Consider the following 24148-nt stretch of genomic DNA (forward strand, 5'->3'; position numbering starts at 1 on the left):
AGCGGGCTGCCGGCCCGGTCATTCCCGGGGCAGCAGCGGCCCCAGCGGCCCGAGGTCCAGGTTGAGGTCCTCGGGCCGCAGTCCGTAGCGGTCGCGCAGCTCGGCCATGCGGTCCTCCAGCAGCATCAGCGTCAGGCCGATCCGCTCCTCCTGCTCCTCGGTGAGGTCTCCCACGTCGAACCGGCGCAAGGCCTGCCGTTCCATCAGCTGACGCAGCAGCTCGACGACGGTCAGCACGAGTTTGACCAGGTCGCGTTCGACCGTGTCGGGCTCGAGTTCCAGGTGTTTGCGGGGGCGCGGGGTCACGGCGGCTCCTCGGTCCGGGGGCCGTCCGGGGCCGCGGTGGTCCCGGGGACGGCCCGGGGGATCTCGAAGGGGGACGGCACCTGTTCGTTGACCGAGCTGATCAGGGCGTTCAGGTCGATGCGCACGAGGTCGACGTCCGCGATCCGCAGGGTGACGTCCCCGGTGATGACGACCCCGCCGGCCAGCAGCCGGTCCAGCAGGTCCACCAGGGCCACCTCACGGCGTTCGACGACCGTCATGCCTCCTCACCCGGCAGGTCCCCCACGAACGAGTACGCCGCCCAGGGCCCGGTGAGCTCCACGCGCGGCCCCGCGGCGTCGTCCCTCATCCGGTCCACGACCTCCACGAACTCCTCGGACCGTGCCCGCGGCACCAGGTAGGCGGCGTTGAGCACGTTGGGGCCGGCGGCCCCGGAGAGCGCGGCGGACTGCGGTGCGTGCAGCCGGGACTCCTCGGCGAGCGCGGAGAGCTTGTCGTGCAGCCGGCTGGCGAAGGCCTCGGCCTGCTGCCACAGGTCCTCGTGCGCCCGGGTCTGCTGCCGCCGCTGCCGCAGATAGTCCCGGCCGGACGCGGGTTTCGGGGCGGGTGCCGCCGCGGCGGCCGCGTGCGCGGGTTCGGCACTCAGGTACACCTTCACACCCCACTCCACACGTCCCTGCAGCCGCTCCAGGGTGCTGCGGATGTGGTCCTCCCAGGACTGGATCATGCAGCGGACGGCGCTGTCGTCGCGGAAGACGGTGGCCAGGCGCAGCGGCATCGGTGTGGTGACCATGGTGAGCGCGTCGATCACCCCGTGGTGGGCGCGTGCGGTGGCCGCGAGCCAGTCCAGATCCTCCAGGTGGGCGCGCAGCGGCTCCTCGGCGAAGTCGCCTGCGGGCACCTCGCTGACGACGGCGATCAGTCCGTGGTGGGGCAGTTGTTTGACCGGCGCGCCTGCCACCCCCGTCAGCTGCGCCTGCAGGGGCGCGCCGAGGGGACGGCACACGGCGTAGACGTAGCGCAGCCCCGTCATGGTCCCTCCTTCGGGGACGTACGACCGCCACGGGTCGTGCCCTGGTCCAGCGTGCCCTGCTCCAGTTCCTCCAGGCGTGCCAGCCGCTCCCGCAACTCGGCGTTCTCCCGGGCGAGTTCGTCGCGGCGGGCGCGGGAGGAGAGCGCGGGGTCGCTCTCCCACCAGTCGATGCCCATCTCCTTGGCCTTGTCGACCGAGGCGATGACGAGCCGGAGCTTGATGGTGAGCAGTTCGATGTCGAGCAGGTTGATCCGGATGTCGCCGGCGATGACCAGTCCCTTGTCCAGGACCCGCTCCAGGATGTCGGCGAGGCTCGCGCCGCTGCTGGGGCCGTACGGTTCGGGCAGCCTGCTCGGCGTCGTCATCGGCGGCCCCCGCCCCGGGCGTGCTCGTCGTCCTCGGCGTCCTGGTCGTCGTAGTCCTCGTCGGCCTCGTCCTCGGGGTACTCCTCGAAGGACTCGCCGCGCCGGACCCGCGCCTCGCCGCCCGCGTCCTCGTCCCCCTGCTCCTCGTCGTAGGCGTCGTACTCGCCGTCCGCCTCGTCCTCTTCGTCCTCGTCCTCTTCGTCCTCGTGGGGCTCCTCCTCGTCCTCGTCCTCTTCGTTCTCGTAGGGCTCCTCTTCGTCCTCGTCCTTTTCGTCCTCGTAGGGCTCCTCTTCGTCCTCGGACTCCTCCTCGTCCGCCGCCTCCTCTTCCTCGTCCTCGCCGGCGGGCTCCTCCTCGTCCTCGTCGTAGGCGGCCTCGTCCTCGGGTTCCTCCTCGTCCTCGGGTTCCTCCTCGGACCGCTCGGCGCGTTCCTCCTCGGCGACGGCGTCCTCGTGGCTGCGGACCACCTCGCTGTCGCGGATCTCGCCGCGCCAGCCGTCCTCCGTCTCCCCCTTGAGGGTGATGAAGCGGGCGAAGTGCTTGAGGTCCAGCCGGACGCGGCGGCCCTGGGCCCGCCAGATGTTGCCGGTCTTCTCGAAGAAACCGCTGGGGTAGTACTCCATGACGAGCAGCACCCGGGTGAGGTTCTTCTCCAGTACGTGGAAGGACACGACGCCCTTGGTGGTGCCTTTGGCCCCTTCCGACGTCCACTGGATGCGGTAGTCGGGGATCTGCTCGGTGGTGGTGGCCTTCCAGCTGCGGCTGGACAGGAAGATCTTCGCCTGCCAGTCGGAGTGTGTGTCGTCGGCGCGGCTCGCGCTCTTCACGCCCTGGGCGAAGGTGCTGAAGTCCTGGAACCTGGTCCACTGGTCGTATGCGGTGCGCACGGGCACGCCGACGTCGATGGACTCCATGATGACGACGGGTTTGCTGCCGGCGGCGCCCTTGCGTTTGCCGCCGCCCTTGCCGCCGATGTTCTTCAGCGCGCCCATGACGCTTTCCTTCGCCCGTGAGGCACCCAGCTCCAGCACGGAGCGCACCGGGGACTTGCCCTCGGCCAGTTTGCGGCCGGCGTCGAGGGCGAGCTTGCCGAAGCCGGGGCTGTTGCCCTCGGCGATGTCGGTGAGCTTGCCGGTGGCCGTGCCGAGCTTGCGGCCGAAGCCCGCCAGCAGACGCTCGGCCTGGGCCGCGAGGTAGTCCTGCGCCTCGGCCTTGAGCCGGTCGGTGGCCTCGCTGTGCGCCAGCGCGGTCAGCGGGTTGTCCTTGGCGCCGCCGGTGGCGGAACCCGCCGTCCGGCCGGCCGCGGAAGCCGCTGATTTCAGGGTCTCGGTCATCGCTCACCGCCGCCCTTCGACAGCCGGGCACGGGCAGCCGCGCCGCCCGCCCCGGTGGTCTTCTTCGCGGTCGTGCCGGCCCCCCGGGCCGCGGCCTTCGCCGACGTCGTCCTGCGGGCCGATGTCCTGCGGGCGGCCTGTGACGCCGCCTGCTTCGCGGACTTCTCGGTGCGCCGGCCCGACGGAGTCTTCTCGGCCGCCTGCTGCGCCGGACCGCGTCGTGCCTTCGGTGCCGTGGGGGCCGTGCGCTCGGGACGCCGGGCCTTCTGCGGCTCGGGCTGCTCCCCGGCGGTGCTCTCGTCCTCGGCCTCGCGGCCTTCCCGGTCCTCGTACTCGTCCTCGTGCGCCGTGCCGTGCTCTTCGCCGCGGTCCTCGTCCACCGTGCCCGACGCCTGTTCGCGCACCCGCGCGGTGCGCTCGTGGAGCCGGTCCGCGAGTGCGGTGATGCGCCGCTCGACCAGGGCGCCGGTGGCCGCCTTCCCGGCCCCGCCCAGATCCTGGCGGAGCTGGTCGCCGATCTGGGCGACCTGCGGGTTGTTCTTGAGCTGCCGGGTGGCCAGGTCCGCCACCGCACGCGGGCTCAGATTCAGCTTCCTGCCCGCGACCAAGCTGCCCACGGCGACGGCCAGCTTCAGTTTCCGGGTGCGTCCCAGCAGGTAGCCGGCCCCGACCGCGAGGCCCAGTGCCGTCCGGTTCATCATGCCGTCCCCTCACCTGTCCCCGCGCCGCCGTGCATGCCGGTCTCCAGCCGGTCCAGCAGCTCGTCCTCCTGGCGGTCGAACTCCTCCTCGGTGATCTCTCCCGCCTCCAGGCGCTGCTCCAGCTGCGCGAGTTCCTTGCGTACGGCGGCCGGGTCGTAGTAGATGCGCTCCGCCTCGCGCAGGACCTGACGGACCGCCCATGCGCTGCCGCGCACCGGGGCGAGCGGCAGCAGCAGCACTTCCGAGATCAGTCCCATGGCTCACCCCGTTCCCGCGCCGGCCCCCGCCGCGCTGCCCGCCGGCTCGGCCGGGCCGGGCTCGACGAAGCTGTAGGGCGGCAGTGGCCCGTTGACGCGCAACTCCAGATGGGACAGGTCCTTGCGGGCCTGCTCGACCAACTCCAGGAACCGCGCCGCCGAGTCCCGGGGCACCAGGAACGACACATTGGCGAGCCAGCCGGTCGACTCCGGGCCGGTGCTCACCGCGGCCGCTCCGCCCCGCAGGGCGCTGACGACCAGTTTGGCGTCCTCGGCCTCGCGGGCCTTGACGGCGGCCGCGACCATCTCGCCGAGCCGGATCTTGGCCTCGTAGCCGGCCCCGCCGGCCTGCCGCTGGGCCAGGGCCAGGGCGCGGATCTCGGAGTTCTCGGCCATCACGCGGTGCAGCACCGCATCCTCGACGTGGTGGGCCTTCACGTTGTACTCGACCATGCCGTCCAGGGCGCCCAGGCGTTCCCGGTAGTGCGCCGCTCGTTCGGTGAGCACCCCGACGACGGTGTCGTCGTCGGGGGCGACGCTGCCGAAACGCAGCGGGAGCACACACCCCGCGGCCCCGATCTCGCTGAGCACATTCTGATGGGCGAGCAGGTCCCTGCGTTTGGGGCGCAGGCCCTCGGGTGCCTCGCTGACCACGGCCGCGAGGTCGTCCGCCCGCAGCACACGTACGGGCCGCGGCGGGTTGCCCACCCCGGTCATGCCCTCGGGCGGCGCGGGGTGCGAGGCGGCCATGATGCCGTAGACATACGTGCTCACTCCGGCTCCTCCTTCCGCCGCGCCGAGGTGGCCCTGCGCGGCCGCTGCCGGGGCTCGGCCTCCTCCGAGCTCTCGGCACGCGCCTGCTTGAACGCGTCCGACACGGTCTGGGCGGCTCCGGAGAGCGCTCCCTTGGACTTGCCGCGCGCACCGGACTCGGTGATCTCACCGACCAGGTCGGGCAGGCCGGGAGCCTTGCGGGGGCCGGCCTCCAGATCCAGCCGGTTGCAGGCCTCGGCGAAGCGCAGGTACGTGTCGACGCTGGCGACGACGACACGTATGTCGATCTTCAGGATCTCGATGCCGACCAGCGACACCCGCACGAAGGCGTCGATGACCAGTCCCCTGTCGAGCACGAGTTCCAGGACGTCGTACAGGCCGCTGCTGCCGCCTGTGCCGCCGGCCGTCTGTGCCGGAACCACGCTCATACCGACCGCGCCTCCTTCTGTCTGTTCCGGTGTGCAGACGGGGTCACTGGTCCGCGCGTCGTGCGCGTCTTTTCCGTGCCGCGCCCGGTGGTGTGGGGTGTACGGGTCGTTCCTGTGGATGGGGTGCCTCGTGCCCGCCTCAGCGGCGGGCGTCGGCTCGGCCGCGTTCGTAGCGGCGCACGCGCCGGTATCCGGTGAGCAGGCCCTCAGCGTCGAGATCGACCTCGTAGCTCGCCATCAGGCTCATGGTGTCGGGCACCCGGGCGAGTTCGAGGACCTCGGCCTGCAGGGACCAGCCGTCCGGCGTCCGCTCGAAGGAGCTGACGGCCTCCACGGACATTCCGGTCAGTTCGGCCAGCTGGGCCCGGGCCTCGCGCAGCACCTGCACGGGGCTCATCCGGGGCTGTGCCGCCCTGTCCCGGTCGCCGTCGTCATGCGACTTCGGCGGCCTGCGGGAGGAACGTGTCCCGTGGGGAGCTTCCGGCTCGGACGTGTGGTCGTTCGGTGTGTGCGACATGGCCACCTCTTGGCCTTCGGGTGACCACCGGGTCCTCGGGTCAAACCTCCGCCGTGTTCCCGTTCCCGCCGTGCCGGGCGGTGCCGGACACCGCCCGGGAGTGCGTGCGTGCCGGACGGGGCGATCAGGCGAACGGACTGCCGGTCAGGGCGGACAGCAGCGTGTCGGCCGACAGGCCCGCCCGGTCCCCGATGGCCTGCTCCGTCCAGATGCACTTCCCGGTCGCGGTGTACCGGGTGCCCCAGCGCCGGGAGAGGGCGGCGACCAGCTGCAGGCCCCGGCCGCCCTCGTCCAGTGCGGACGCACGGCGGATCCGGGGTGTGGTGAGGCTGCCGTCGGACACCTCGCAGATCAACGTGCTGCCGCGCAGCAGCCGCAGGCCGACCGGCCCCTTCGCGTGCCGGGCGACATTGCCGACGAGTTCGCTGACCAGCAGTTCGGTCGTCGTGGCCAGGTCGCTCAGGCCCCACCTCTCCAGCTGCTCGCCGACCAGCCGGCGGGCCTCGCCCGCCGCCTGCGGTTCCGCGCGCAGCGGCCATGCGGCGATGGCGTCGGCGGGCACCCGGTGGACCCGGGCGAGCAGCACCGCCGAGTCGTCGGACGTCTGCTGCCGGGCCGGCAGGAGACCGGCGACCAGCTTCTCGCACAGGGTGTCGAGGTCGTCAAGGTGGCCGCCCTCGCCGAGCAGCTGCGCCAGGCGGCTCATCCCGGTGTCGATGTCGCACCGGCTCGACTCGACCAGTCCGTCGGTGTACAGCACCAGCAGGCTGCCGTCGGGGATGGTCACCTCGGTGGTCTCGAAGGGCGGGTCGGCGGCGCCGAGCGGCGGGTCGGACGGCAGGTCGGGGAAGCGGACGGTGCCGTCCGGGCCGACCAGGGCCGGCGGCGGGTGCCCCGCGCGTGCGAACACGCACCGGCCGGTGACCGGGTCGTACACCGCGTAGAGCATGGTCGCGTACGAGTCGTCGCCGAGGCCCGCGACGACCTCGTTGAGGTGTTCCAGGACCTCGTCGGGGGACAGTTCCAGGCCGGCGAGGGTGTGCACCGCGGTGCGCAGCCGCCCCATGGCCGCGGCCTGGGCCAGACCGTGTCCCATGACGTCACCGATGACGAGGGCGATCCGGTGGCTGGAGAGCGGGATGAGGTCGTACCAGTCCCCGCCCACGTCCATGCCCTGCCCGGCGGGCTGGTAGCGGACCGAGGTGGAGCAGTACGGCACCACCGGCAGTTCCCGAGGGAGCAGGCCGCGCTGCAGTTCCTGGGCCCGCAGGTGCTCCGCGTCGAAGAGCCGGGCCCGCTCCAGCGCCTGGGCGATCAGACCGCTGAGCGCCACCATGAGGGTGCGCTCCTCCCGGGTGAAACGTCGCGGACGGGCGAAGGAGATCACACACACCCCGACCGGCTGGTCGGAGGCGATCAGCGGGAGGAACGCCCAGGCCTCCTTGTCGCCCAGGTTCCCGAGGAAGGCGGACCGCGGGTAGCGGGAGAGGTATTCCTCCGGGGTGGAGAGGAACTGCGGTGTCCGGCTGCGCAGGACGTTGGCGGTCGCGTTGGTCGCCGTCAGGGGCATGCTGGCGACCAGGTCGAGGAAGTCCCGCGTGTAGCCCGCGCTGCCGACGATACGGATCCGGTCTCCCTCGATGACCTGCATGACGACGCCGGCCGCGCCGAACATGGGCAGCACGTGCCGGGCGACGGCGTCCACCACGCCCTGGGTGCCGATGGCCTCGGCGAGCGCCGTGGTCAGCTCCGCGGTGCGGGCGGCCCGCAGGGCCTCCGCCCGTTCGGCCGCCTTGCGTTCCCGCTTGTCGTGGATGTCGGTGAAGTAGAAGGCCAGACCGTCGGAGAGCGGCACCAGCCGCAGGCGGTACCAGCGGCCGTCCACGGGCCCCTTGACATCCATGTCGGCGGGTGTGGCGGTGTCGGCCACCCGCCGGCACATCTCGCGCAGGCCGGTCGGCAGCGGAAGCCGTCCGGTGGCCGGCAGATCCCACAGGACGCGGCCGACGATGTCCTTCGCCGACCCCAGCATGGCGTCCGCCGCCGTGTTGACGAAGGTGATCCGCCACCCGCGGTCGACCGCGAGGAACCCGTCGCTCATGTGGCGCATGGCGTGGCTGATCTGCTCGCGTTCGCCCCGGGAGTCGGTGACGTCGCAGAGGGTGCCGATGAACGTCACCGGCTCCTCCGGCACCCCGTGTCTCACCCGGCCGCGGACCTGGACCCAGCGGCGGGCGCCGTCCGGCCGGCACAGCCGGTGCTCGTGGACGAACAGCGAACCGGTGCGGATGGCCCGCGCGCCCTCGAAGGCCAGGGTCGGCCGGTCGTCGGCGTGGATCAGGCGCGCCCAGGTCTCCAGCCGGCCGTCGAAGCGGTCCTCGTCGATGCCGAGGACGGCCAGTGCCTGCTCGTCCAGGACGAGCCGGTTGGTCGCGGGGGTGCATTCCCAGCAGCCGACACCGACGGCCTGCAGCGCCTGCGGGGTGGTCGACCGGGCCGCCTGGCGTGTCTGCGAGGGCGGTGTTCTCGCGGTGAAGACACGGCGTATGTCGGCGGCCGCCCGGGCGGCCGCGGACTCGAGGAGCGCCCACTGCTCGGCACCGGGCCGGCGGTCGGTCTGCAGCAGCACGGCGAGGGCGCCCTTCGGATCGTCCGGCTCCGCGGTGCCGGGGAGCGGAACGACCGCCACACCCGCGGCGGGCCAGATACCGTCGGCGGCGCCGCTCGTGGCGGCCGGGGCGGGCAGCCATGCACGGGCGCCCTGGGCCCCCTCGCACACGGTGCGGGCGGGCGGGGAGATCTCGTTGTTCGTGAGGTACCGCAGCGACCGGGCGTGCTCCGGGGACACCCCGGTGCTGGACACCAGGTGCAGGCCGTCCGGGCTACCGGCCTGCACGTACACCAGCCCTGCCACTCCGCGCAGATCGCCGACGACCTGTGCGAGACCGGCACGCAACGACTCGGCCCGAACCAGATCGTCGGCGCGACGACAGGTGGGCGGAACCCCGCTCATAGCACGCAGTCTACAGATTTCTGGCCAGATACTTACCTTTTGTCCCTGCGGCCGCGCTGACCAGGCGCGCCGCCGGCCGGGCGGCGCGCCGGCCGGTGACCCGCGGCGCGGCCGCTCCCGGCGCGGTCACGGCACCACGGCCTGTTCCACCAGCAGCCGTGCGGCCGCGGCGATCGACTCGGCGTCGATGCCCGCGGCGTGCAGCTGCTCGGCGGGCGTGGCCGAACCGGGCATCGTCCGGACGGCGAGCCGTACCAGGCGCGGCACCGGGCGCCCGTCGCAGAAGGCGTCCAGGACCGCGTCCCCGAGGCCGCCCTGCGCCCGGTGGTCCTCCACCGTGAGCAGGCAGCCGGTGTCCTCGGCGGCCCGGCGCAGCGTGGCCCGGTCCACGGGTTTGACCGAGTACAGGTCGATGACGCGGACGGGCAGGTCCTGAGCGCTCAGGGCGTCGGCGGCGGCCAGCGCCTCGTGCAGGGTGACGCCCGCGGCGACGACGGTCAGCCGGTCGTGGCCGCTGGAGCGGAGCACCTTGCTGCCGCCGACCGGGAACTCCTCGTCCGGGCCGTAGATCACCGGTGTGGCGCCGCGCGAGGTGCGCAGATAGCGGATGCCGTCCAGCGCGGCCGTCGCGGCGACGAGCCGGGCGGTCTGGTTGGCGTCGCAGGGGTAGAGGACCGTGCTGTCGTGCACGGCCCGCATCATGGCCAGGTCCTCCAGCCCCATCTGGCTGGGGCCGTCCTGGCCGATCGCCACACCCGCGTGGGAGCCGTTGAGGCTGATGCCGGAGCCGCTGACGGACGCCATGCGGATGAAGTCGTGGGCGCGGGTGAGGAAGGCGGCGAACGTGGAGGCGTACGGCACCCAGCCGCGCGCCGCGAACCCGACCGCCGCCGCGATCATCTGCTGTTCGGCGATGTAGCACTCGAAGAAGCGGTCCGGGTGCTCCTTCGCGAACAGCTCGGAGCGGGTGGAGTCGCCCACCTCGCCGTCCAGGACCACCACGTCACCGCGTGCGGTGCCCAGAGCGGCCAGCGCCCGGCCGTAGGCGTCGCGGGTGGCGGCCTGGTCGCCCTTGTCCCAGCGGGGCAGCGTCACGGTGCCCGTGCCGGCGGGGTGTGCGGGGCGGACGGGCGGCGGTTCGTGCACCCGGACGCGGATGTCCCGTACGCCGCCGAGTTCCTCGATCGCCTCGTCGGCGTTCTTCAGCGGCTTGCCGTGCAGTCCCTCACGGTCCTCGGTGTCGTGCACGCCCTTGCCCTTCAGGGTGCGGGCGATGATCGCGGTGGGCTGCCCGACGGTGGAGACGGCCTCGCTCATGGCCCGGTCGATCGCGTCGATGTCGTGCCCGTCGATCTCCACGGTGTGCCAGTCGAAGGCGCTGAAGCGGCGGGCGTAGGCGTCCAGGTCGTGGCCGTGCCGGGTGGGGCCGCGCTGCCCGAGCCGGTTCACGTCCACGAGCACGATCAGGTTGTCCAGGTGTTCGTATCCGGCGTGCTCGGCGGCCTCCCAGACGGACCCTTCGGCCATCTCGCTGTCGCCGCACAGCACCCACACCCGGTACCCGGCGTGGTCCAGGCGTTTGCCGGCCAGGGCGATGCCGACGCCGACGGGCAGCCCCTGGCCGAGCGAGCCGGTGGCGGTGTCCACCCAGGGCAGCCGCCGCGGCGTGGGGTGGCCCTCCAGCCGGCTGCCGCGTGTGCGGAAACCGAGCAGTTCCTCGTCGTCGATGGCACCGGCCGCCTTGTACGCCGCGTACAGCAGCGGGGAGGCGTGTCCCTTGGACAGCACGAAGCGGTCGTTGCCGGGGTGGTCGGGCCGGTCGAAGTCGTAGCGCAGATGGCGGGCGAGCAGCACGGCCATCAGGTCGGCGGCGGACATGGAGGACGTCGGGTGACCGGAGCCGGCCGCCGCGGCGGCCCGTACGCTGTCCACGCGCAACTGCTGGCCGAGTTCTTCGAGTTCGGCGGTGTTCATGGGTCTCCTTCCGCGGGGATGTCCGCACGCCGGACCGGGCCCGGCGCCGGGTGGGCCGCGTGCGGGCCCCGGCCCGGCTCCTGTGCCGGGGGGTGCGCCGGCCGGTTCCCGGCAGGCCCGCGCGAGGCGCCGGCGGGGCGGCCCGGGGTTCGCGCCAGCTCCGGGGACGCCGTGTCCAGCGGCACCGAGGCGGACCGGACGAGCCCCAACTGCACGGCCTGGCGCGGCAGGACGCTGTCCAGCAGCCAGTCGGCGGCGACCCGCACCCGGTTGCCGGGCATCGCCGCCAGGTGGTAGCCGCGGGTGACCGCTCCGGCGACCGGGCCGGACAGCGGCACACCGAAGGGGTTGGCGGCGGCCAGCGCACCGCCGAGGTCGACCACGAAGCCCAGGTCCCGGTGCCGGTAGGCGCGGCGTTCGCCGACGCCCAGCGAGGCGGCCACGTTGACCGCGGCGGTCCTGCCCTGCCGCCAGGCGTGCTGGGCGGTCATCGGGGTGTACTGCCCCGGACGGTTCAGGTCGGGCACGGCGGCCGCGTCCCCGCAGGCGAACACCTCCGGCCGCCCCGGCACCCGCAGATACGGGTCCACGAGGAGCCGTCCGCGCTCCAGGGGGTGCCCGGTGCTCTCCACCAGCGGATCGGGCCGCACGCCCACGCACCACACCAGCGTCCGGGTCGGCAGGAACTCCCCGTCGGTCAGCAGCACACCGTCGTGCAGGGCCTCCTTGACGGAGGTGCCCGTGCGCACCTCCACGCCGCGCTTCCGCAGCGCCCGGTCGGCGGTGCGCGACAGCCGCTCGTCCATCTCGGGCAGCACCCGGCCGGCGATGTCCAGCAGCAGCCAGCGCGGCCGCATGCCCCGGCGCAGCGGATGGCCGCGCACCTGGGCGTCGGTGTACATCTTGCCGTGCGCGGCGACCTCGGTGCCGGTGTATCCGGCGCCCACCACGACGAACGTGCAGCGTGCCGCGCACCGGTCGGGGTCCTCCTCGGCGGTCGCCAGCTCCATCTGGCGGGTGACGTGGTCGCGCAGGTACAGCGCCTCGGGCAGCCCGCGGAAGCCGTGCGCGTGCTCGGCGACACCGGGGATCGGCAGCAGTTTGTTGACGCTGCCGACGGCCAGCACCAGCCGGTCGTACACGAGGGTGCCCTCGCCGCCCTCCGGGTCGGTGTAGTGCACGGTCCGCGCGTCCATGTCGAGGCCGCGGGCCTCGCCGAGGACGAGCCGCACCCCGGGCAGGGTGCCGGTGAGGGAGACGGCGACACGGCGCGGTTCCAGGATGCCGACGGCGACCTGGGGCAGCAGCGGCAGGTACAGGAAGTAGTCGGTCGGGTTGAGCAGCGTGATGTCGGCCTTGTTCCGGCTCATCCGGGCCAGCGTCCGGGCAGTGCGGTAGCCGGCGAAACCGGCCCCGACGATCACGATACGCGGTCCACTCACGGGGCACCTCCGACGTGTTCGCGTGCCTGGTGCGATGCTTCCGCGTCCCCCGCGCCGCCCCCGCCAAACCTGCCGCAGCCGGCGCGGCGGACGACCGAGGGCCGGTTCCGGCTCGGTGCGGGCACCACCGGCGAGGCACTCGACGAGCACGTCCCGCAGGCCCGCCGGCCGCCGGCGCGGGTGCACAGCAAGACGCCGGGCCGTGCCCGGACACTGCCGTCGTCCGCCCGGAGTGCGGCCGAACGGCGTCCGGTGCGCGCTCAGGGGGCCCCTGCTCGAAGAGCTCTCGACGGGCTAGGGGGCACCGGTGCCCGGGCACGGTGCACAGGGCCGGCCAGGCCGGCGCATCTCGGTGGTGAGCGCCCAGCGTTCGTGGTCGCGCCAGGCGCCGGCGACGTACAGCATCTGCGGCGAGTAGCCCTCCAGCCGGAAGCCGCAGGAGCGGGCGAGCCCGATGGAGGCGGCGTTGCCCGGCTGGACATTGATCTCCAGCCGGTGCAGTCCCATCGGGCCGAAGGCATGGTCGACGACCAGGTTCAGGCCCTCTTTCATCAGGCCGCGTCCGGCGGCGTGCGCGAAGGCGCCGTAGCCGAGCGCGCCGCACTGGAAGGCGCCGTGGACGATGTTGTTGATGTTGATGAATCCGGCGATGTCCCCGCCGGTCTTCTCGCAGACCAGGAAACCGGCCTTGGCCGGGTCGTCGATCAGCCGTCCCGCGTAGGCGGCATACGCCTCGGCGGTGTCCGGCGGGAACAGCCAGGGCTGGTGCAGGTCCTTGCTCTCCCGCACCCGTGCGGTGAACTCCTCTCCGTCCTCCAGGGTGAAGGGGCGGATGCCCACGCGGGGACCTTCGGCCAGCCAGCGAGCTGTGGTGTGCGCCATGCCCCGACTGTAGATCCTTCCACGGCCCCGGGGTCTGTCCGGGAAAGCCCCGTCCGCCCGGTCGGCATCCGTCTGCCGGACGGCCAGACGGTGCACCAGGGTCCGTGTGCCGTCCGGCGCGTCGACGCGCTCGTCGCCGGCGGCGTCGCGCCTCCACACCGAGGACCAACCGGCCTATCGACTGGTAGGTACCGGCCGCTTCGTGCTGTGGCAGGTGCGGGGCGGGGTCGATCGGCGTGCACGAGGTGCTTCGACGGGCATTCGGTGACGACGGCCGGTGCACCGTATCCGGGCGCGGCGGAGCCGGAAGCCGCCGCGCCCGGATACGCACCGTTCAGCGCAGCGCCGGACGGTCCAGCGTCAAGACGCCCCCTTCCGCGTCCAGTTCGGCGGCGACGCCGAAGGGCAGGGTCTGCGCGCCCGGGCAGTGCCCGAAGCCGAACCGCTCGGCCACCGGCACGCCGAGCCCGCCGAGCCGGTCGGCGAGCAGCGCGCGGACCTCGTCGTAGCCGCTGCCGCAGTCCTCCCAGGAGCCGAGCAGGATGCCGCACACTCCGGTGAGCCAGCCGGCCCGCAGCAGCTGGGTGAGATACCGGTCCAGACGGTAGGTCTCCTCCCCCACGTCCTCCAGGCACAGCAGCCCGCCGGCCGCGGACGGCCGGGCGTGCGGGGTGCCGAGGTCGGCGGCCAGCAGGGCCAGGCAGCCGCCGAGGGTGACGCCGCGGGCCCGCCCGGGGACCAGGGCGGCGCCGCCGGAGGCGATCGTGGTGACCGTCTCGGGCGCGAACAAAGTGGCCTTCAGATGCTCCTGCGCCCGTGCGTTCTTCACGAAGTCGACGCCTGCGGCCATCGGGCCGTGCAGGGTGACCAGGCCCAGACGGACGGCGAACGCCTCGTGGAGTGCGGTGATGTCGCTGAAGCCGACGAACACCTTCGGCCCGGCCGCCCGCATGGCCTCCCAGTCGAGCAGGTCCACCATGCGCTGGACGCCGTATCCGCCGCGGGCGCACAGCACGGCGTCCACCGCCGGGTCGCACCAGGCCCGCTGCAGATCGGCGGCCCGGTCGGCGTCCGTCCCGGCCAGGTAGCCGAACGTCGGGTGCCGGTCCAGGACGTGCGGGGCGACCACCGGGTCCAGGTCCCAGCCGCGCAGCACGTCCAGGCCGGCCTGCAGCCGCTCCTCGGGCACGGGTCCGCTGGGGGCGACGACGGCCACGCGGGCGCCGGGGGCCAGCCGGGCGGGGCGCCGCAGTTCCTTCACGTGTGCAGCTCCAGGGCCGGGATGCCCGCGATGTCCAGGTCGAACACCTGGGCGTACAGGGAGAGTTCCGCCTCCAGGGCGCGCACCAGGGTGTCGGCGCGGCGGAACCCGTGGCCCTCGCCCTCGAAGGTGAGGTAGGCGTGCGGCACCTGCCGTTGCTCGATGCGCCGCAGGAACCGCTCGCACTGCGCCGGCGGGCAGATCACGTCGTCCAGGCCCTGCAGCAGCAGGAACGGCGCGGTGATGCGGTCGGCGTGCTCGGCGGGCGAGCGTTCGGCGTACCGTTCGGGGACCTCGGCAAGCGGCCCGACCAGCGACTCCAGGTACTGGGACTCGAAGTCGTGGGTCTCGCCGGTGGCCCAGGAGGTCAGGTCGAGGATCGGGTAGAGAATGGTGCCGCAGGCGTAGACGTCGGTGCGGGTCAGGGACGCGGCGGTGGTCCAGCCGCCGGCGCTGCCGCCCCGGATCGCCAGCCGGGCCCGGTCGGCGGTGCCCTCCTCGGCGAGCGCGAGCGCGACGGCCGCGCAGTCCTCGACGTCGACGACGCCCCACTGTTCGCGCAGCCGGTTGCGGTACTGCCGGCCGTATCCGGTGGATCCGCCGTAGTCGACCTCCGCGACCCCGATGCCGCGGGAGGTGAAGTAGGCGATCTCCGTGTCCAGCACCAGCGGGGAGCGGCTGGTGGGACCGCCGTGCGCCCACACCACGTACGGGGGCCGTTCGCCCTCGGGTGCGGCGCAGTCCGGGTTGCGCGGCGGGTAGATGTGGGCGTGTACCTCGCGTCCCTCGGGCCCGGTGAAGGTGCGCACCTGCGGCTGCGGGTAGTACGCGGGGTCGACCGGGTCCCGGTGGGCGCAGCCGATCACCCGGGCGTGGCCGGTGCGGGTGTCCAGCTCGACGACCTCCCAGGAGCTGCGGGGACTCGCGCCGACCGACACGACGCGGTCGCCGTGCGCCGCGAGCGTGGCGTCGAACTCGGTCCACGGGCCGGCCGCGTCGGCCACCTGACCGGTCAGCGGGTCGAGTATGCCCAGGCGCAGGGCGCCCCGGCCGTGCAGCACGGCGATCAGGCCGCACTCCAGCGGGGCGAACCAGCGCTGGCCGAGTTTCCACAGCGGCCCGGCGAACTCCTCCTCGCCGCCGCACAGCTTCGCGCCGTCGCGGTACAGGTGCCACCAGCCGTCGCGGTCGCTCGCGTACAGCAGGGAGCCGTCGGCCGCCCAGTCGGCCTGGGCGACGGACTCCTCGGGGCCGCCGGCGACGGTGCGGGGCACGACGAGGCGGCCCTGGTCGTCGACGTCGGCGACCACCAGCTCGGTGCCGTCCCAGGGCATCCGCGGGTGGTCCCAGGCCAGCCAGGCGGCGCGCCGCCCGTCGGGCGACAGGCGGGGCCCGGTGACGAACCGGTGCCGTTCGGCGGCCAGTTCGCGGACGGCCCTGCGGTCCTCGGCGGCCGAGCCGTCCAGCGGCACGGCGGCCGCGACGCGGCGCACGTCCGAGGGGCCGGGGCCGGTGAACTCCTCCAGCACGCACCACACTTCACCGCGGCCGGGCAGGATCTGCGGCTCGGCCCAGCGCAGTCCGCCGCCCACCGCGGAGACGGGGGTGAGGGGGCGGGGTTCGCCGCCGGGCTGCCAGCGGTAGAGCCGCTGGTCGGCGAAGTTCACGAACACCAGCAGCGGCTCGCCGTCCTGGACGGTGCCGGCCCAGGGGCGGCCGCCGTACTCGATGACGCGGCTGCGCACGTTCCACGGCGCCGGCAGCACGGACTCCTCGGTGCCGTCGGTGCGGCGCCGCACCAGGGCCCGCCGGCCGCCCTCGGCGGGCCGTGGTTCGGTCCACCACACCTCGTCGCCGACGAAACCGGCGTACTCCGGCCGGCCGTCGTGCGCGGCCGCCAGCGCCGCGTCGATCGGCGAGGGCCAGGAACCGTACGGCAGGGTCTGCACGTCCGACATGTGCTCACGCTCTCCCGACATGCTCAGGCCGACCGCAGGAAGCGGTCGAGGACACGGACACCGAAATGCAGCGCCTCCACGGGGACGCGCTCGTCCACGCCGTGGAACAGATGGTGGTAGTCGAATCCCTCGGGCAGCTTCAGCGGCGAGAAGCCGTAGCCGGTGACGCCGAGCCGCGAGAACTGCTTGGCGTCGGTGCCGCCCGCCATGCAGTACGGCACCACGTGTCCCTCGGGTGCGAACTCCTCCACCGCGGCCCGCATCGACGCGAACGTCGGCGAGTCCACGGGCGCGGACAGCGCCACCTCGTGGTGCTCGAACTCCCAGTCCACCTCGGGGCCGGTGAGCCGGTCCAGGGTGGTGCGGAACTCCTCCTCGCCGCCGGGCAGATAGCGCCCGTCGACGCGGGCGACGGCCTCCCCCGGAATCACGTTGATCTTGTAACCGGCGTCGAACATGGTCGGGTTGGCGCTGTTGCGCACGGTGGCCTCGACCAGGGACGCGGCCGGGCCCAGCTTGTCCAGCAGGGCGTCCACGTTGTCCAGGTCGGGTTCGAGGCCGTAGAGGTCGGCCAGTTCGGTCAGGGCGGCGCGCACGGTCGGGGTGAGCCGCAGCGGCCATTCGTGGGCGCCGATGCGGGCGACGGCGGCGGCGAGACGGGTGACCGCGTTGTCCTTGTTGACGCGTGAGCCGTGGCCGGCCCGGCCGCGCGCGGTCAGCCGCAGCCAGGCGGTGCCGCGCTCACCGGCGGCGATGGGATAGATCTGGCGTCCGGAGCCGTCGTGGAAGGTGTACGCGCCGGACTCGCCGATGGCCTCGGTGCAGCCCTCGAACAGCTCCGCGTGCCGGTCGGCGAGGAACCCGGAGCCGTCCTCGGCGCTGGCCTCCTCGTCCGCGGTGAACGCGATCACCACGTCCCGGCGCGGCCGGAGCCCCTGCCGGGCCCAGCCGCGGACCACGGCGAGGATCATCGCGTCCATGTTCTTCATGTCGACCGCGCCCCGGCCCCACACCACGCCGTCGCGGATCTCCCCGGAGAACGGGTGCACGCTCCAGTCCTCCGCCTGCGCGGGCACCACGTCCAGATGACCGTGGACCAGCAGGGCGGGCGCCGACGGCTCGCTGCCCTCCACCCGGGCGACCACATTGGTCCGGCCCGGGGTGCGTTCCAGCAGCAGCGGCTCCAGGCCGGCGCCGGACAGCTGCGCGGCGGCGTACTCGGCGGCCGGGCGTTCGCGGCAGTCGCCTCCGCCCCGGTTGGTGGTGTCGATCCGGATCAGGTCGGAGGTGAAGGTCACGACCTCCTCCAGCGCCTGCGCGTCAGCCATACTGCTCCTCCACAGCGGCGGAGGCGATCGTGGTGACCGCCTTGAAGGTACGGATGCCCTCGTACATGGTGGGGCTGGTGTAGGCCACCTTCCGCTCCCCGGTGCGGGCCACACCCGGCACCACGGTGGCGGCCATCGCCAGGTGTTCGGCGTCGAACTCCACGGCGACGGTGAACGGACCGCTCTCGGCGGGCTCGTGCCGCACCGCCAGCGAGGCCGCCTTCGCGGCGGCGGCACGGATGTCGACGGCGGTCCGCGCCGGGGTACGGCACACGGCCGCGTACCGCGACACATGGTCCTTCACCGCCACCTTCAGCGCCTCGGGCGCATACCCGAAAGCGTCCTCGCAGGCCACGTCGTCACCGGTGATCAGCACCACCGGCACGCCGAACTCTGCCACCACATGCGCGTTGAGCAGTCCCTCGCTGGCCCGTACACCGTTCAGCCACACCCCGGTGATGGAGTTCGCGAGGTAGGTGTGCGCCAGGACGCCCTCCATGCCCGCGCCCGCGTGGTAGCCGATGAACGCGACACCGTCGACGTCGCCGTGCTGCACACCCTCGACCATGGACAGCGACTTGTGCCGCCCGGTGAGCATCTGCGCCCGCTCGTCCAGTTCCTCCAGCAGCAGGTTGCGCATGGTCCAGTGGGCCTCGTTGATGAGGACCTCGTCGGCACCGCCGTCGAAAAAGCCCAGCACGGCGGCGTTGACGTCCGAGGTGAACATCGACCGGCACCGCTCCCACTGCGGCGTCCCCGGCAGCACGTCCGCCGGCCAGGTGACCCCGGTGGCGCCTTCCATGTCGGCGCTGATGAGGATCTTCATGCTGCGCCACGTTACGCGCCGGGCGGGCACCGCGCCACGATCCGCCGCGACTGCTTTCGCGCGCTCCGCTCAGGCGCGCACTTCGCGGCGCGCCCTCTTCGGCTCCGTGCCGTGGGAGAAGCCGGCGCAGTCGGCGGCGCTGCGGCGCGGTGCGCGCTGGCCCTGGAGCCGGGGCAGGATGCGGCGCAGGTCGTCGAGGAGCAGGTCGGCCAGGTCGTGGCTGAAGCCGTTGCGGACCACGATGCGCAGCACGGCCAGGTCGGTGCGGTTCTCCGGGAAGGTGTACGCGGGCACCAGCCAGCCGCGTTCGCGCAGCGCGGCGGAGACGTCGAAGACGCTGAAGCGGTCGATGTCCTGCCGCACCCGGAAGGCGAACACCGGCAGCTCGCTGCCGTCGGTGATCAGCTCGAACGGGCCCAGCTCGGCGATCTCGGCGGCCAGCCGGGTGGCGACGTCACGGCAGGTCTGCTGCACCCGCCGGTAGCCGTCGAAACCCAGACGCAGAAACGTGTAGTACTGGGCGACGACCTGGGCGCCGGGGCGGGAGAAATTCAGCGCGAAGGTCGGCATGTCGCCGCCGAGGTAGTTGACGTGGAAGACCAGGTCGTCGGGGAGGGCGTCTCGGTCGCGCCACAGGGCCCAGCCGACCCCGGGCATGACGAGCCCGTACTTGTGACCCGAGGTGTTGATGGAGGCGATGCGCGGCAGCCGGAAGTCCCAGACGAGCTCCGGGTCGAGGAAGGGGGCGATCATTCCGCCGGAGGCGGCGTCGACGTGGACGGGGATGTCCCACCCGGTGCGGGCCTCAAGGTCGTCCAGGGCCGCGGCGATGCCGGCGACGGGCTCGTAGCTGCCGTCGAAGGTGGAGCCGAGCACCGCGACCACCCCGATGGTGTTCTCGTCGCACAGCTCGACGGCCTTGTCGGGGGTGAGGTGGTACCGGTCGCCCTCCATCGGCACGTAGCGCGGCTCGACCTCGAAGTAGTCGGCGAACTTCTCCCAGCAGATCTGCACATTGACGCCCATGACCAGATTGGGCCGGGCGGTGGATGCGCCCTCGGCGCGGCGGCGGTGCTGCCAGCGCCGTTTGAGGGCAAGTCCGCCGAGCATCGCCGCCTCGCTCGATCCGGTGGTCGAGCAGCCGACCGCGTGCCGCGGGTCCTCGGCGTGCCACAGCCGGGCGAGCATGTGGACGCAGCGGGACTCCAGTTCCGCGGTCTGCGGATACTCGTCCTTGTCGATCATGTTCTTCTCGGCGCACTCGTCCATGAGCCGCCGGGCCTGGGGTTCGGCCCAGGTGGAGACGAAGGTGGCGAGGTTCTGCCGGGCGTTGCCGTCGAGCATCAGCTCGTCGTGCACGATCTGGTAGGCGGTGTCCGGCTCCATCTGCCGCTCGGGCAGCGCGTACCGGGGCACCCTGAGGGGCTCCCGGCTGAAGACCGGGTTGATCTGCAGGTCCCGGCTGTGGCCGTGCCGCTCGCGAGGGTGCCTGACCGTCATGCGTACCGCCTCCGGCGTGTCGTCGCGTGTCGGGGATCGGGTGTCACATCCGTGCGTACGTCCCCCCGGCGGGCGGCCGACGCGCCCGGCGGGCGCCCGGCGCGGGCGCCCGCCCCCTCCCCGGTCCGCTCAGCGTTCCAGGAGGTCGAACAGCTCCTCCCAGCGGCGGGTGATGGTCTCCGGGTCGAAGCGGCGCACATTGCGCAGCGCCCGCTCGCCGAAGGTGTCGCGCAGGTGTTCGTCCGACATCAACCGCACCAGGTGGCGGGCGAGTTCGAAGGTGTTGCCGGGCCGGGCCAGCAGCCCGTCCTCCTCGTGGGTGATGATCTCCCGGACGCCGGGCGCGCAGTCGAACGCCACGCACGGCACCCCGCACGCCATCGCTTCCAGCAGGGCCAGCGGGAAGCCCTCGCCGCGGGAGGACTGGACGAAGAGGGAGCTGGCGCGCAGCGCGCCGGGGACGTCGTCGGTCTGTCCGGCGAAGTCCACCGAGTCCTCCAGCCCCAGGTCGGCGCACCGCTGCTTCAGCTCCTGCTCGGCCTCTCCGCGGCCGTAGATGCGCAGGGTCCAGCCGGGCTGCCGGGGCGCCACCTCGGCCCAGGCGTCCAGCAGCATGTCGACGCCCTTCTCGTGGGAGAGCCGCCCGATGCTCGCCACCACCTTCTCCGAGCGCGGCGAGGGGGCGCCGGGCAGGAACGGCAGCGGGTTGGGCATGAAGTCCATGTTGTTCAGGCCTTCGCCCACCCACCGGTCGGCGTCCTCCTGAGTGAGGGCCAGCAGCCGGTCGACGTCCGCGAAGTACTTCTTCACCCGCTGGAAACGGGAGGACTTGCGGCAGGTGTCGAAGGACTCGTGGGTCATGCCGATGACCGGGTGTCCGGCGGTGTCCGCGAGCGCCACCCACTCCATCGCCCACACCTGCGGCACGATGATCATGGCGCCGGGCCGGGCGGCGCGGAAGAGCGCGGTGAGCCGTTCGGCGGCCTTGCGCATATGGGCCTCGTGGCGGCGCACGGCCGGGTCGGCGGCGCCCAGCAGACGGCGCGGCCGGGGCCGGCTCGGCGGACGGCGGGCGTAGAGGGTCTCGGTCCGGAACGGGGGCCGCTCACCGAGGTCCATGGGGTGGTGGGGCGGGGCGATGCCGACGACGGTGACCCGGTGACCGCGCTCGGCCAGCAGGGTGGCCAGCTGGATCTGCCAGCGGCCCACGCCGCCGAGTTCGTTGACCTCGTTGGCCACGAGGAAGATGTCGCGCTGGGTCATCGGGCCCCTCCCGCGGGAGAGAAGAAGCGGTCCACGATCCGCGCCGCGGCATCGCCGCGGTCGTACTCGCCGTACTTGTCCACGAACTCCTTCAGCCGTGCCTCGTAGGTCGTGCGCAGCGCCCCGAGGTCCTCGAGGGCGGCGTAGAACTCCTCCGGGGTGCGCGGGACGGGGCCCGGCGCCTCGGCGAGCAGGTCGAAGTAGGTGCCCCGGCTGTCCTGGGCGTACTCCTCCCAGTCGTGCGCGAAGAACACGATCGGGCGGTGCAGCAGGGCGTAGTCGAACATCACCGAGGAATAGTCGGTGATCAGGGCGTCGGCGAGCAGCATGAGCGGGGTGATGTCCGGCTCGCGGCTGACGTCGAGCACCCGTCCGGCCACCGACGGGGGCAGGGTGAGCCGGTTCAGGTAGTGGGCGCGCACCAGGAGCGTGTACCGGTCGCCGAAGCGTTCCGCGAACTCCTCGATGTCGAAGGGGAACGCGAAGTCGCTGACGCGGCCGTCGCGGCCGGTGCGGAAGGTGGGCGCGTACAGCAGCACCTGCCGGCCGGGCTCCAGGCCGAGGCGTTCGGCCAGCCGCCGCGCCTCGGGGTCGTCGGTGCCCTGGGCGGCCCGGACCAGGGCGTCGTTGCGCGGGTAGCCGGTGCGCAGCAGCTTGTCCTCGGGGATGCGGTAGGCGCGGGCGAGGGTGCGTACGTCGTGCTCGCTGCGCACCACGAAGTGGTCGAAGCGGTCCAGCGCCCGCTGGTAGGTGCGCTGTTCCGCCTCGGAGAGCATCCGGGTGCCGGGCTCGTCGAAACCCATCCGCTTCAGCGCGGAGCCGTGCCAGGTCTGGATGTACGTGGTCTCCGGGCGCTTGCTCAGACGCAGCGGGAAACCCTGGTTGTCGATCCAGAACTCGGCCTGCGCCAGCGCCATGAGGTAGCTCCAGGACCAGCGGCGCACCAGCTGCACGTCGTCGGGGAAACCCTCGGGGCGCTCACCGGCGTAGGACCAGATGGCGGTGACGGGTGTGCCGCGGCGGCGCAGTTCCTCGTAGATGGCGCGGGGGCTGTCGCTGTACTGCTTGCCGAGGTGGCTCTCGAAGACGACGGTGCCCTTGCGGACGGGCAGCCGGGTCAGCATGTGCTCGTAGACCTGGAGCTTGCGGGTGCCGGAGTTCAGCTCGCGCCGCAGGGAGCGCAGGGTGCGGTAGGCGCTCTTGGCGGCACGGGCGGAACGGCCGTGCAGATTGCGCTCCACGGCGGCGCGGCCGGCGCGGGAGAGCTGCCCGTGCTGGGTGAGCCGGAAGGCGAGGTGCCCCTTGGCGGACACCTCGGCGTGCAGCCGGTCGGCCATGAGCCTGGTCAGCCGCGGCCGCACGGGCAGGTCCGCGACGCCTTCGAGGCCGACGTCGCCGACGGTGAGACGGCTGGTGGTGCGCTTGCCGTCGGCCGTCAGGTGCAGCCGGACGTCCCACACGTCGTCCACGATGCCGAGCGGGCGGAGCCTGCGGCCCAGAGGCACCTCGGCCCGCCAGGCGATGCTGTCGCCCTGGTGGCGCGGGGCGGGCACGGGGAAGCGGAAGGTCTGAAGGCTGCGCCGGCGGGCGCGGAACTCCAGCTCGGCGGTCAGCTCGGCGTCCGGCGCGATGACGCCCAGCGGATTGACGACCTCTCCGGCGAGCACCACGTCGGCGCCGCGCGCCGTGTACGCGGTGAGCCGGTTGCGCAGGAACATCTGGTTCAGCTGCTTGGCGTGGTAGCCGAGGGAGGTGACGTCGAGGACGGCGCGCATCTCCGGGTCGTCGAGGTGACGGTCGGTCCAGTAGATCCGGCCGTCCCGCTCGGCCAGCGGCGTGGAGATCTTGTTCCGGTTGATCAGGGTGTCGATGGCCGGCATCAGGCCGTCCCAGTCCTCGCGCAGCAGCAGCTGGGCGCAGATGGCGTGGACGCGGTCGAGTTCGGCGTAGGCGGCGTCGGAGAAGGTCTGGACGTAGGGCCGCGCCAGCCCGGCGAAGCGGTGCCGGTAGTCGTCGTCGAGGAACGGCAGTTCCCGGAGGTACAGCACGAGGTCGTGCTTGAGGAACTTGATGTCCTTGCGCAGCTTCAGCTCGTCCTCGCCGCGCTCCTGGAGCAGGGCGTCGATCCGGCGGTGGATCTCCACCCGGTCGGCGAAGTTGCGGATCTCACCGCGCCGGTTGCTGATCGACTTGTTGGCGGTCTTCTGGACGACGTTCCAGAAGTAGACGGTGTGCGGGATGAGGGTGATGCGCCGGGCGGCCAGGTAGGCCTGGGCGGAGAAGAGCAGGTCCTCGTAGTGGATGCCCCGGGGGAAGGTGAGCTCGTTGTCGAGGAGGAACGAGCGCCGGTAGCACTTGTTGGTCGACAGGGTGTCGAAGACGAACAAGTCCGGCAGCTCGGCGACGGACTCCAGGGTGCGGGTGGAGCGGTACAGCCAGGGGTACCACGGGACCCGTTTGCCGTGCCGGCTGTCGGTGTGGACGCGGACGCACATTCCGGAGACGAGGTCGGCGCCGGTGCGGTCGGCGGCCTCGACCATGTTGCGGCAGGCGTGCGGCTCCAGGGTGTCGTCGCTGTCGAGGAACATCACGTACCGGCCGCGGGCGACCTTGATGCCCTGGTTACGGGGCTCCCCGCAGCCGCCGCTGTTCTCCGGCAGGCGGATCGCGCGGACCGTGCCGGGGTGTTGCGCGGCGAGCGCCTGGGCGACCTCGAAGGAGCGGTCCGTCGAGCAGTCGTCGGCGATGATCACCTCGACATTGCGCAGACTTTGTTCGAGCACGGAACCGACCGCTGTCGGGAGTCTGTCCTCGTCGTTGTAGACGATGACGACGACACTGACGTCCGGTTCGGGCGGGACGCTCGACACGGCAACCTCTCGTCTCAGTCCGTGGGTGCGGCGGGCTGGGCGTAACCCTACAGGTTGTAGGGTCGGCCGCCGTCCCTGAACCCCACCCAAACTACGTCAATGCGACAATAAGCCGCTCCGTGACACGCATGGCGCCT

The 24148-nt window shown here is 72.7% G+C and carries 20 protein-coding genes and 1 pseudogene; all 21 read right to left on the reverse strand.

Annotated features, from left to right (window positions below; translation table 11 throughout):
- Positions 1–18 precede the first annotated feature (18 nt).
- Positions 19–306 carry a gas vesicle protein K gene (locus tag IE286_RS02105; RefSeq protein ID WP_125498595.1) on the reverse strand — a complete coding sequence of 96 codons (288 nt, stop codon included), beginning with the start codon at positions 304–306 and terminating at the stop codon, positions 19–21.
- 62 nt (positions 307–368) lie between these two features.
- A pseudogene (locus IE286_RS02110) lies at positions 369–545 on the reverse strand (gas vesicle protein); the annotation flags it as partial.
- Positions 542–1318: a GvpL/GvpF family gas vesicle protein gene (locus IE286_RS02115; protein WP_189794836.1), complete on the reverse strand. Its 777-nt coding sequence runs from the start codon at positions 1316–1318 to the stop codon at positions 542–544. The gene IE286_RS02115 and the pseudogene IE286_RS02110, both read right to left, overlap by 4 nt.
- A complete protein-coding gene (locus tag IE286_RS02120; protein WP_125498824.1) occupies positions 1315–1683 on the reverse strand; it encodes a gas vesicle protein in 369 nt (122 codons plus the stop codon). The genes IE286_RS02115 and IE286_RS02120 overlap by 4 nt, the downstream gene beginning before the upstream one ends.
- Positions 1680–3017, reverse strand: coding sequence for an SRPBCC family protein (locus tag IE286_RS02125; RefSeq protein WP_189794837.1), 1338 nt, complete (start codon positions 3015–3017; stop codon positions 1680–1682). Before IE286_RS02125 ends, IE286_RS02120 begins: the two co-directional genes overlap by 4 nt.
- The gene (locus IE286_RS02130; RefSeq protein ID WP_189794838.1) at positions 3014–3715 is read right to left on the reverse strand and encodes a prolipoprotein diacylglyceryl transferase; all 702 of its coding nucleotides are present in this window, start codon (positions 3713–3715) and stop codon (positions 3014–3016) included. Before IE286_RS02130 ends, IE286_RS02125 begins: the two co-directional genes overlap by 4 nt.
- Positions 3715–3975 (reverse strand): gas vesicle protein GvpG, encoded by a 261-nt coding sequence (locus tag IE286_RS02135; RefSeq protein ID WP_189794839.1) that lies wholly within the window; start codon positions 3973–3975, stop codon positions 3715–3717. The genes IE286_RS02130 and IE286_RS02135 overlap by 1 nt, the downstream gene beginning before the upstream one ends.
- Before the next feature lie 3 nt (positions 3976–3978).
- Positions 3979–4749, reverse strand: coding sequence for a GvpL/GvpF family gas vesicle protein (locus IE286_RS02140; protein WP_189794840.1), 771 nt, complete (start codon positions 4747–4749; stop codon positions 3979–3981).
- Positions 4746–5177: a gas vesicle structural protein GvpA gene (locus IE286_RS02145; protein WP_189794841.1), complete on the reverse strand. Its 432-nt coding sequence runs from the start codon at positions 5175–5177 to the stop codon at positions 4746–4748. The genes IE286_RS02140 and IE286_RS02145 overlap by 4 nt, the downstream gene beginning before the upstream one ends.
- A 139-nt stretch (positions 5178–5316) precedes the next feature.
- Positions 5317–5694 carry a gas vesicle protein GvpO gene (locus tag IE286_RS02150; RefSeq protein WP_189794842.1) on the reverse strand — a complete coding sequence of 126 codons (378 nt, stop codon included), beginning with the start codon at positions 5692–5694 and terminating at the stop codon, positions 5317–5319.
- A gap of 124 nt (positions 5695–5818) precedes the next feature.
- Entirely contained in the window at positions 5819–8707 is a 2889-nt protein-coding gene (locus IE286_RS02155; protein WP_189794843.1) for a SpoIIE family protein phosphatase, read from the reverse strand.
- 126 nt (positions 8708–8833) lie between these two features.
- On the reverse strand, positions 8834–10681 hold the full coding sequence (locus IE286_RS02160) for a transketolase (RefSeq protein ID WP_189794844.1): 1848 nt from the start codon (positions 10679–10681) through the stop codon (positions 8834–8836).
- The gene (locus IE286_RS02165) at positions 10678–12123 is read right to left on the reverse strand and encodes an NAD(P)/FAD-dependent oxidoreductase (protein ID WP_189794845.1); all 1446 of its coding nucleotides are present in this window, start codon (positions 12121–12123) and stop codon (positions 10678–10680) included. The genes IE286_RS02160 and IE286_RS02165 overlap by 4 nt, the downstream gene beginning before the upstream one ends.
- Before the next feature lie 294 nt (positions 12124–12417).
- Positions 12418–13005, reverse strand: coding sequence for a GNAT family N-acetyltransferase (locus IE286_RS02170; protein WP_189794846.1), 588 nt, complete (start codon positions 13003–13005; stop codon positions 12418–12420).
- A gap of 334 nt (positions 13006–13339) precedes the next feature.
- Entirely contained in the window at positions 13340–14266 is a 927-nt protein-coding gene (locus IE286_RS02175) for a S66 peptidase family protein (RefSeq protein ID WP_189794847.1), read from the reverse strand.
- Complete coding sequence (locus IE286_RS02180; protein WP_189794848.1) at positions 14263–16224, reverse strand: LpqB family beta-propeller domain-containing protein; 1962 nt, start codon at positions 16222–16224, stop codon at positions 14263–14265. Before IE286_RS02180 ends, IE286_RS02175 begins: the two co-directional genes overlap by 4 nt.
- Positions 16225–16247: 23 nt before the next feature.
- The gene (locus tag IE286_RS02185) at positions 16248–17552 is read right to left on the reverse strand and encodes a M20/M25/M40 family metallo-hydrolase (protein WP_189794849.1); all 1305 of its coding nucleotides are present in this window, start codon (positions 17550–17552) and stop codon (positions 16248–16250) included.
- Positions 17545–18378 carry a M55 family metallopeptidase gene (locus IE286_RS02190; protein WP_189794850.1) on the reverse strand — a complete coding sequence of 278 codons (834 nt, stop codon included), beginning with the start codon at positions 18376–18378 and terminating at the stop codon, positions 17545–17547. Before IE286_RS02190 ends, IE286_RS02185 begins: the two co-directional genes overlap by 8 nt.
- Positions 18379–18447: 69 nt before the next feature.
- The gene (gene gad, locus IE286_RS02195; RefSeq protein WP_189794851.1) at positions 18448–19878 is read right to left on the reverse strand and encodes a glutamate decarboxylase; all 1431 of its coding nucleotides are present in this window, start codon (positions 19876–19878) and stop codon (positions 18448–18450) included.
- A gap of 129 nt (positions 19879–20007) precedes the next feature.
- On the reverse strand, positions 20008–21141 hold the full coding sequence (locus tag IE286_RS02200; RefSeq protein WP_189794852.1) for a glycosyltransferase: 1134 nt from the start codon (positions 21139–21141) through the stop codon (positions 20008–20010).
- Positions 21138–24011 carry a bifunctional glycosyltransferase/CDP-glycerol:glycerophosphate glycerophosphotransferase gene (locus IE286_RS02205; protein WP_189794853.1) on the reverse strand — a complete coding sequence of 958 codons (2874 nt, stop codon included), beginning with the start codon at positions 24009–24011 and terminating at the stop codon, positions 21138–21140. Before IE286_RS02205 ends, IE286_RS02200 begins: the two co-directional genes overlap by 4 nt.
- Positions 24012–24148: the final 137 nt, after the last annotated feature.

Origin of the sequence: Streptomyces thermodiastaticus (assembly GCF_014656135.1) — a bacterium.
Lineage (GTDB): Bacteria > Actinomycetota > Actinomycetes > Streptomycetales > Streptomycetaceae > Streptomyces > Streptomyces thermodiastaticus.

Excerpts from the sequence above, each read along its gene's own strand:
- IE286_RS02150 (WP_189794842.1), bottom strand. The coding sequence starts at position 5,694 with ATGTCGCACACACCGAACGACCACACGTCCGAGCCGGAAGCTCCCCAC.
- gad (WP_189794851.1), bottom strand. The coding sequence starts at position 19,878 with ATGACGGTCAGGCACCCTCGCGAGCGGCACGGCCACAGCCGGGACCTG.
- IE286_RS02160 (WP_189794844.1), bottom strand. The coding sequence starts at position 10,681 with ATGAACACCGCCGAACTCGAAGAACTCGGCCAGCAGTTGCGCGTGGAC.
- IE286_RS02155 (WP_189794843.1), bottom strand. The coding sequence starts at position 8,707 with ATGAGCGGGGTTCCGCCCACCTGTCGTCGCGCCGACGATCTGGTTCGG.
- IE286_RS02115 (WP_189794836.1), bottom strand. The coding sequence starts at position 1,318 with ATGACGGGGCTGCGCTACGTCTACGCCGTGTGCCGTCCCCTCGGCGCG.
- IE286_RS02180 (WP_189794848.1), bottom strand. The coding sequence starts at position 16,224 with ATGTCGGACGTGCAGACCCTGCCGTACGGTTCCTGGCCCTCGCCGATC.
- IE286_RS02120 (WP_125498824.1), bottom strand. The coding sequence starts at position 1,683 with ATGACGACGCCGAGCAGGCTGCCCGAACCGTACGGCCCCAGCAGCGGC.
- IE286_RS02190 (WP_189794850.1), bottom strand. The coding sequence starts at position 18,378 with ATGAAGATCCTCATCAGCGCCGACATGGAAGGCGCCACCGGGGTCACC.
- IE286_RS02170 (WP_189794846.1), bottom strand. The coding sequence starts at position 13,005 with ATGGCGCACACCACAGCTCGCTGGCTGGCCGAAGGTCCCCGCGTGGGC.
- IE286_RS02185 (WP_189794849.1), bottom strand. The coding sequence starts at position 17,552 with ATGGCTGACGCGCAGGCGCTGGAGGAGGTCGTGACCTTCACCTCCGAC.
- IE286_RS02130 (WP_189794838.1), bottom strand. The coding sequence starts at position 3,715 with ATGAACCGGACGGCACTGGGCCTCGCGGTCGGGGCCGGCTACCTGCTG.
- IE286_RS02125 (WP_189794837.1), bottom strand. The coding sequence starts at position 3,017 with ATGACCGAGACCCTGAAATCAGCGGCTTCCGCGGCCGGCCGGACGGCG.
- IE286_RS02145 (WP_189794841.1), bottom strand. The coding sequence starts at position 5,177 with ATGAGCGTGGTTCCGGCACAGACGGCCGGCGGCACAGGCGGCAGCAGC.
- IE286_RS02135 (WP_189794839.1), bottom strand. The coding sequence starts at position 3,975 with ATGGGACTGATCTCGGAAGTGCTGCTGCTGCCGCTCGCCCCGGTGCGC.
- IE286_RS02200 (WP_189794852.1), bottom strand. The coding sequence starts at position 21,141 with ATGACCCAGCGCGACATCTTCCTCGTGGCCAACGAGGTCAACGAACTC.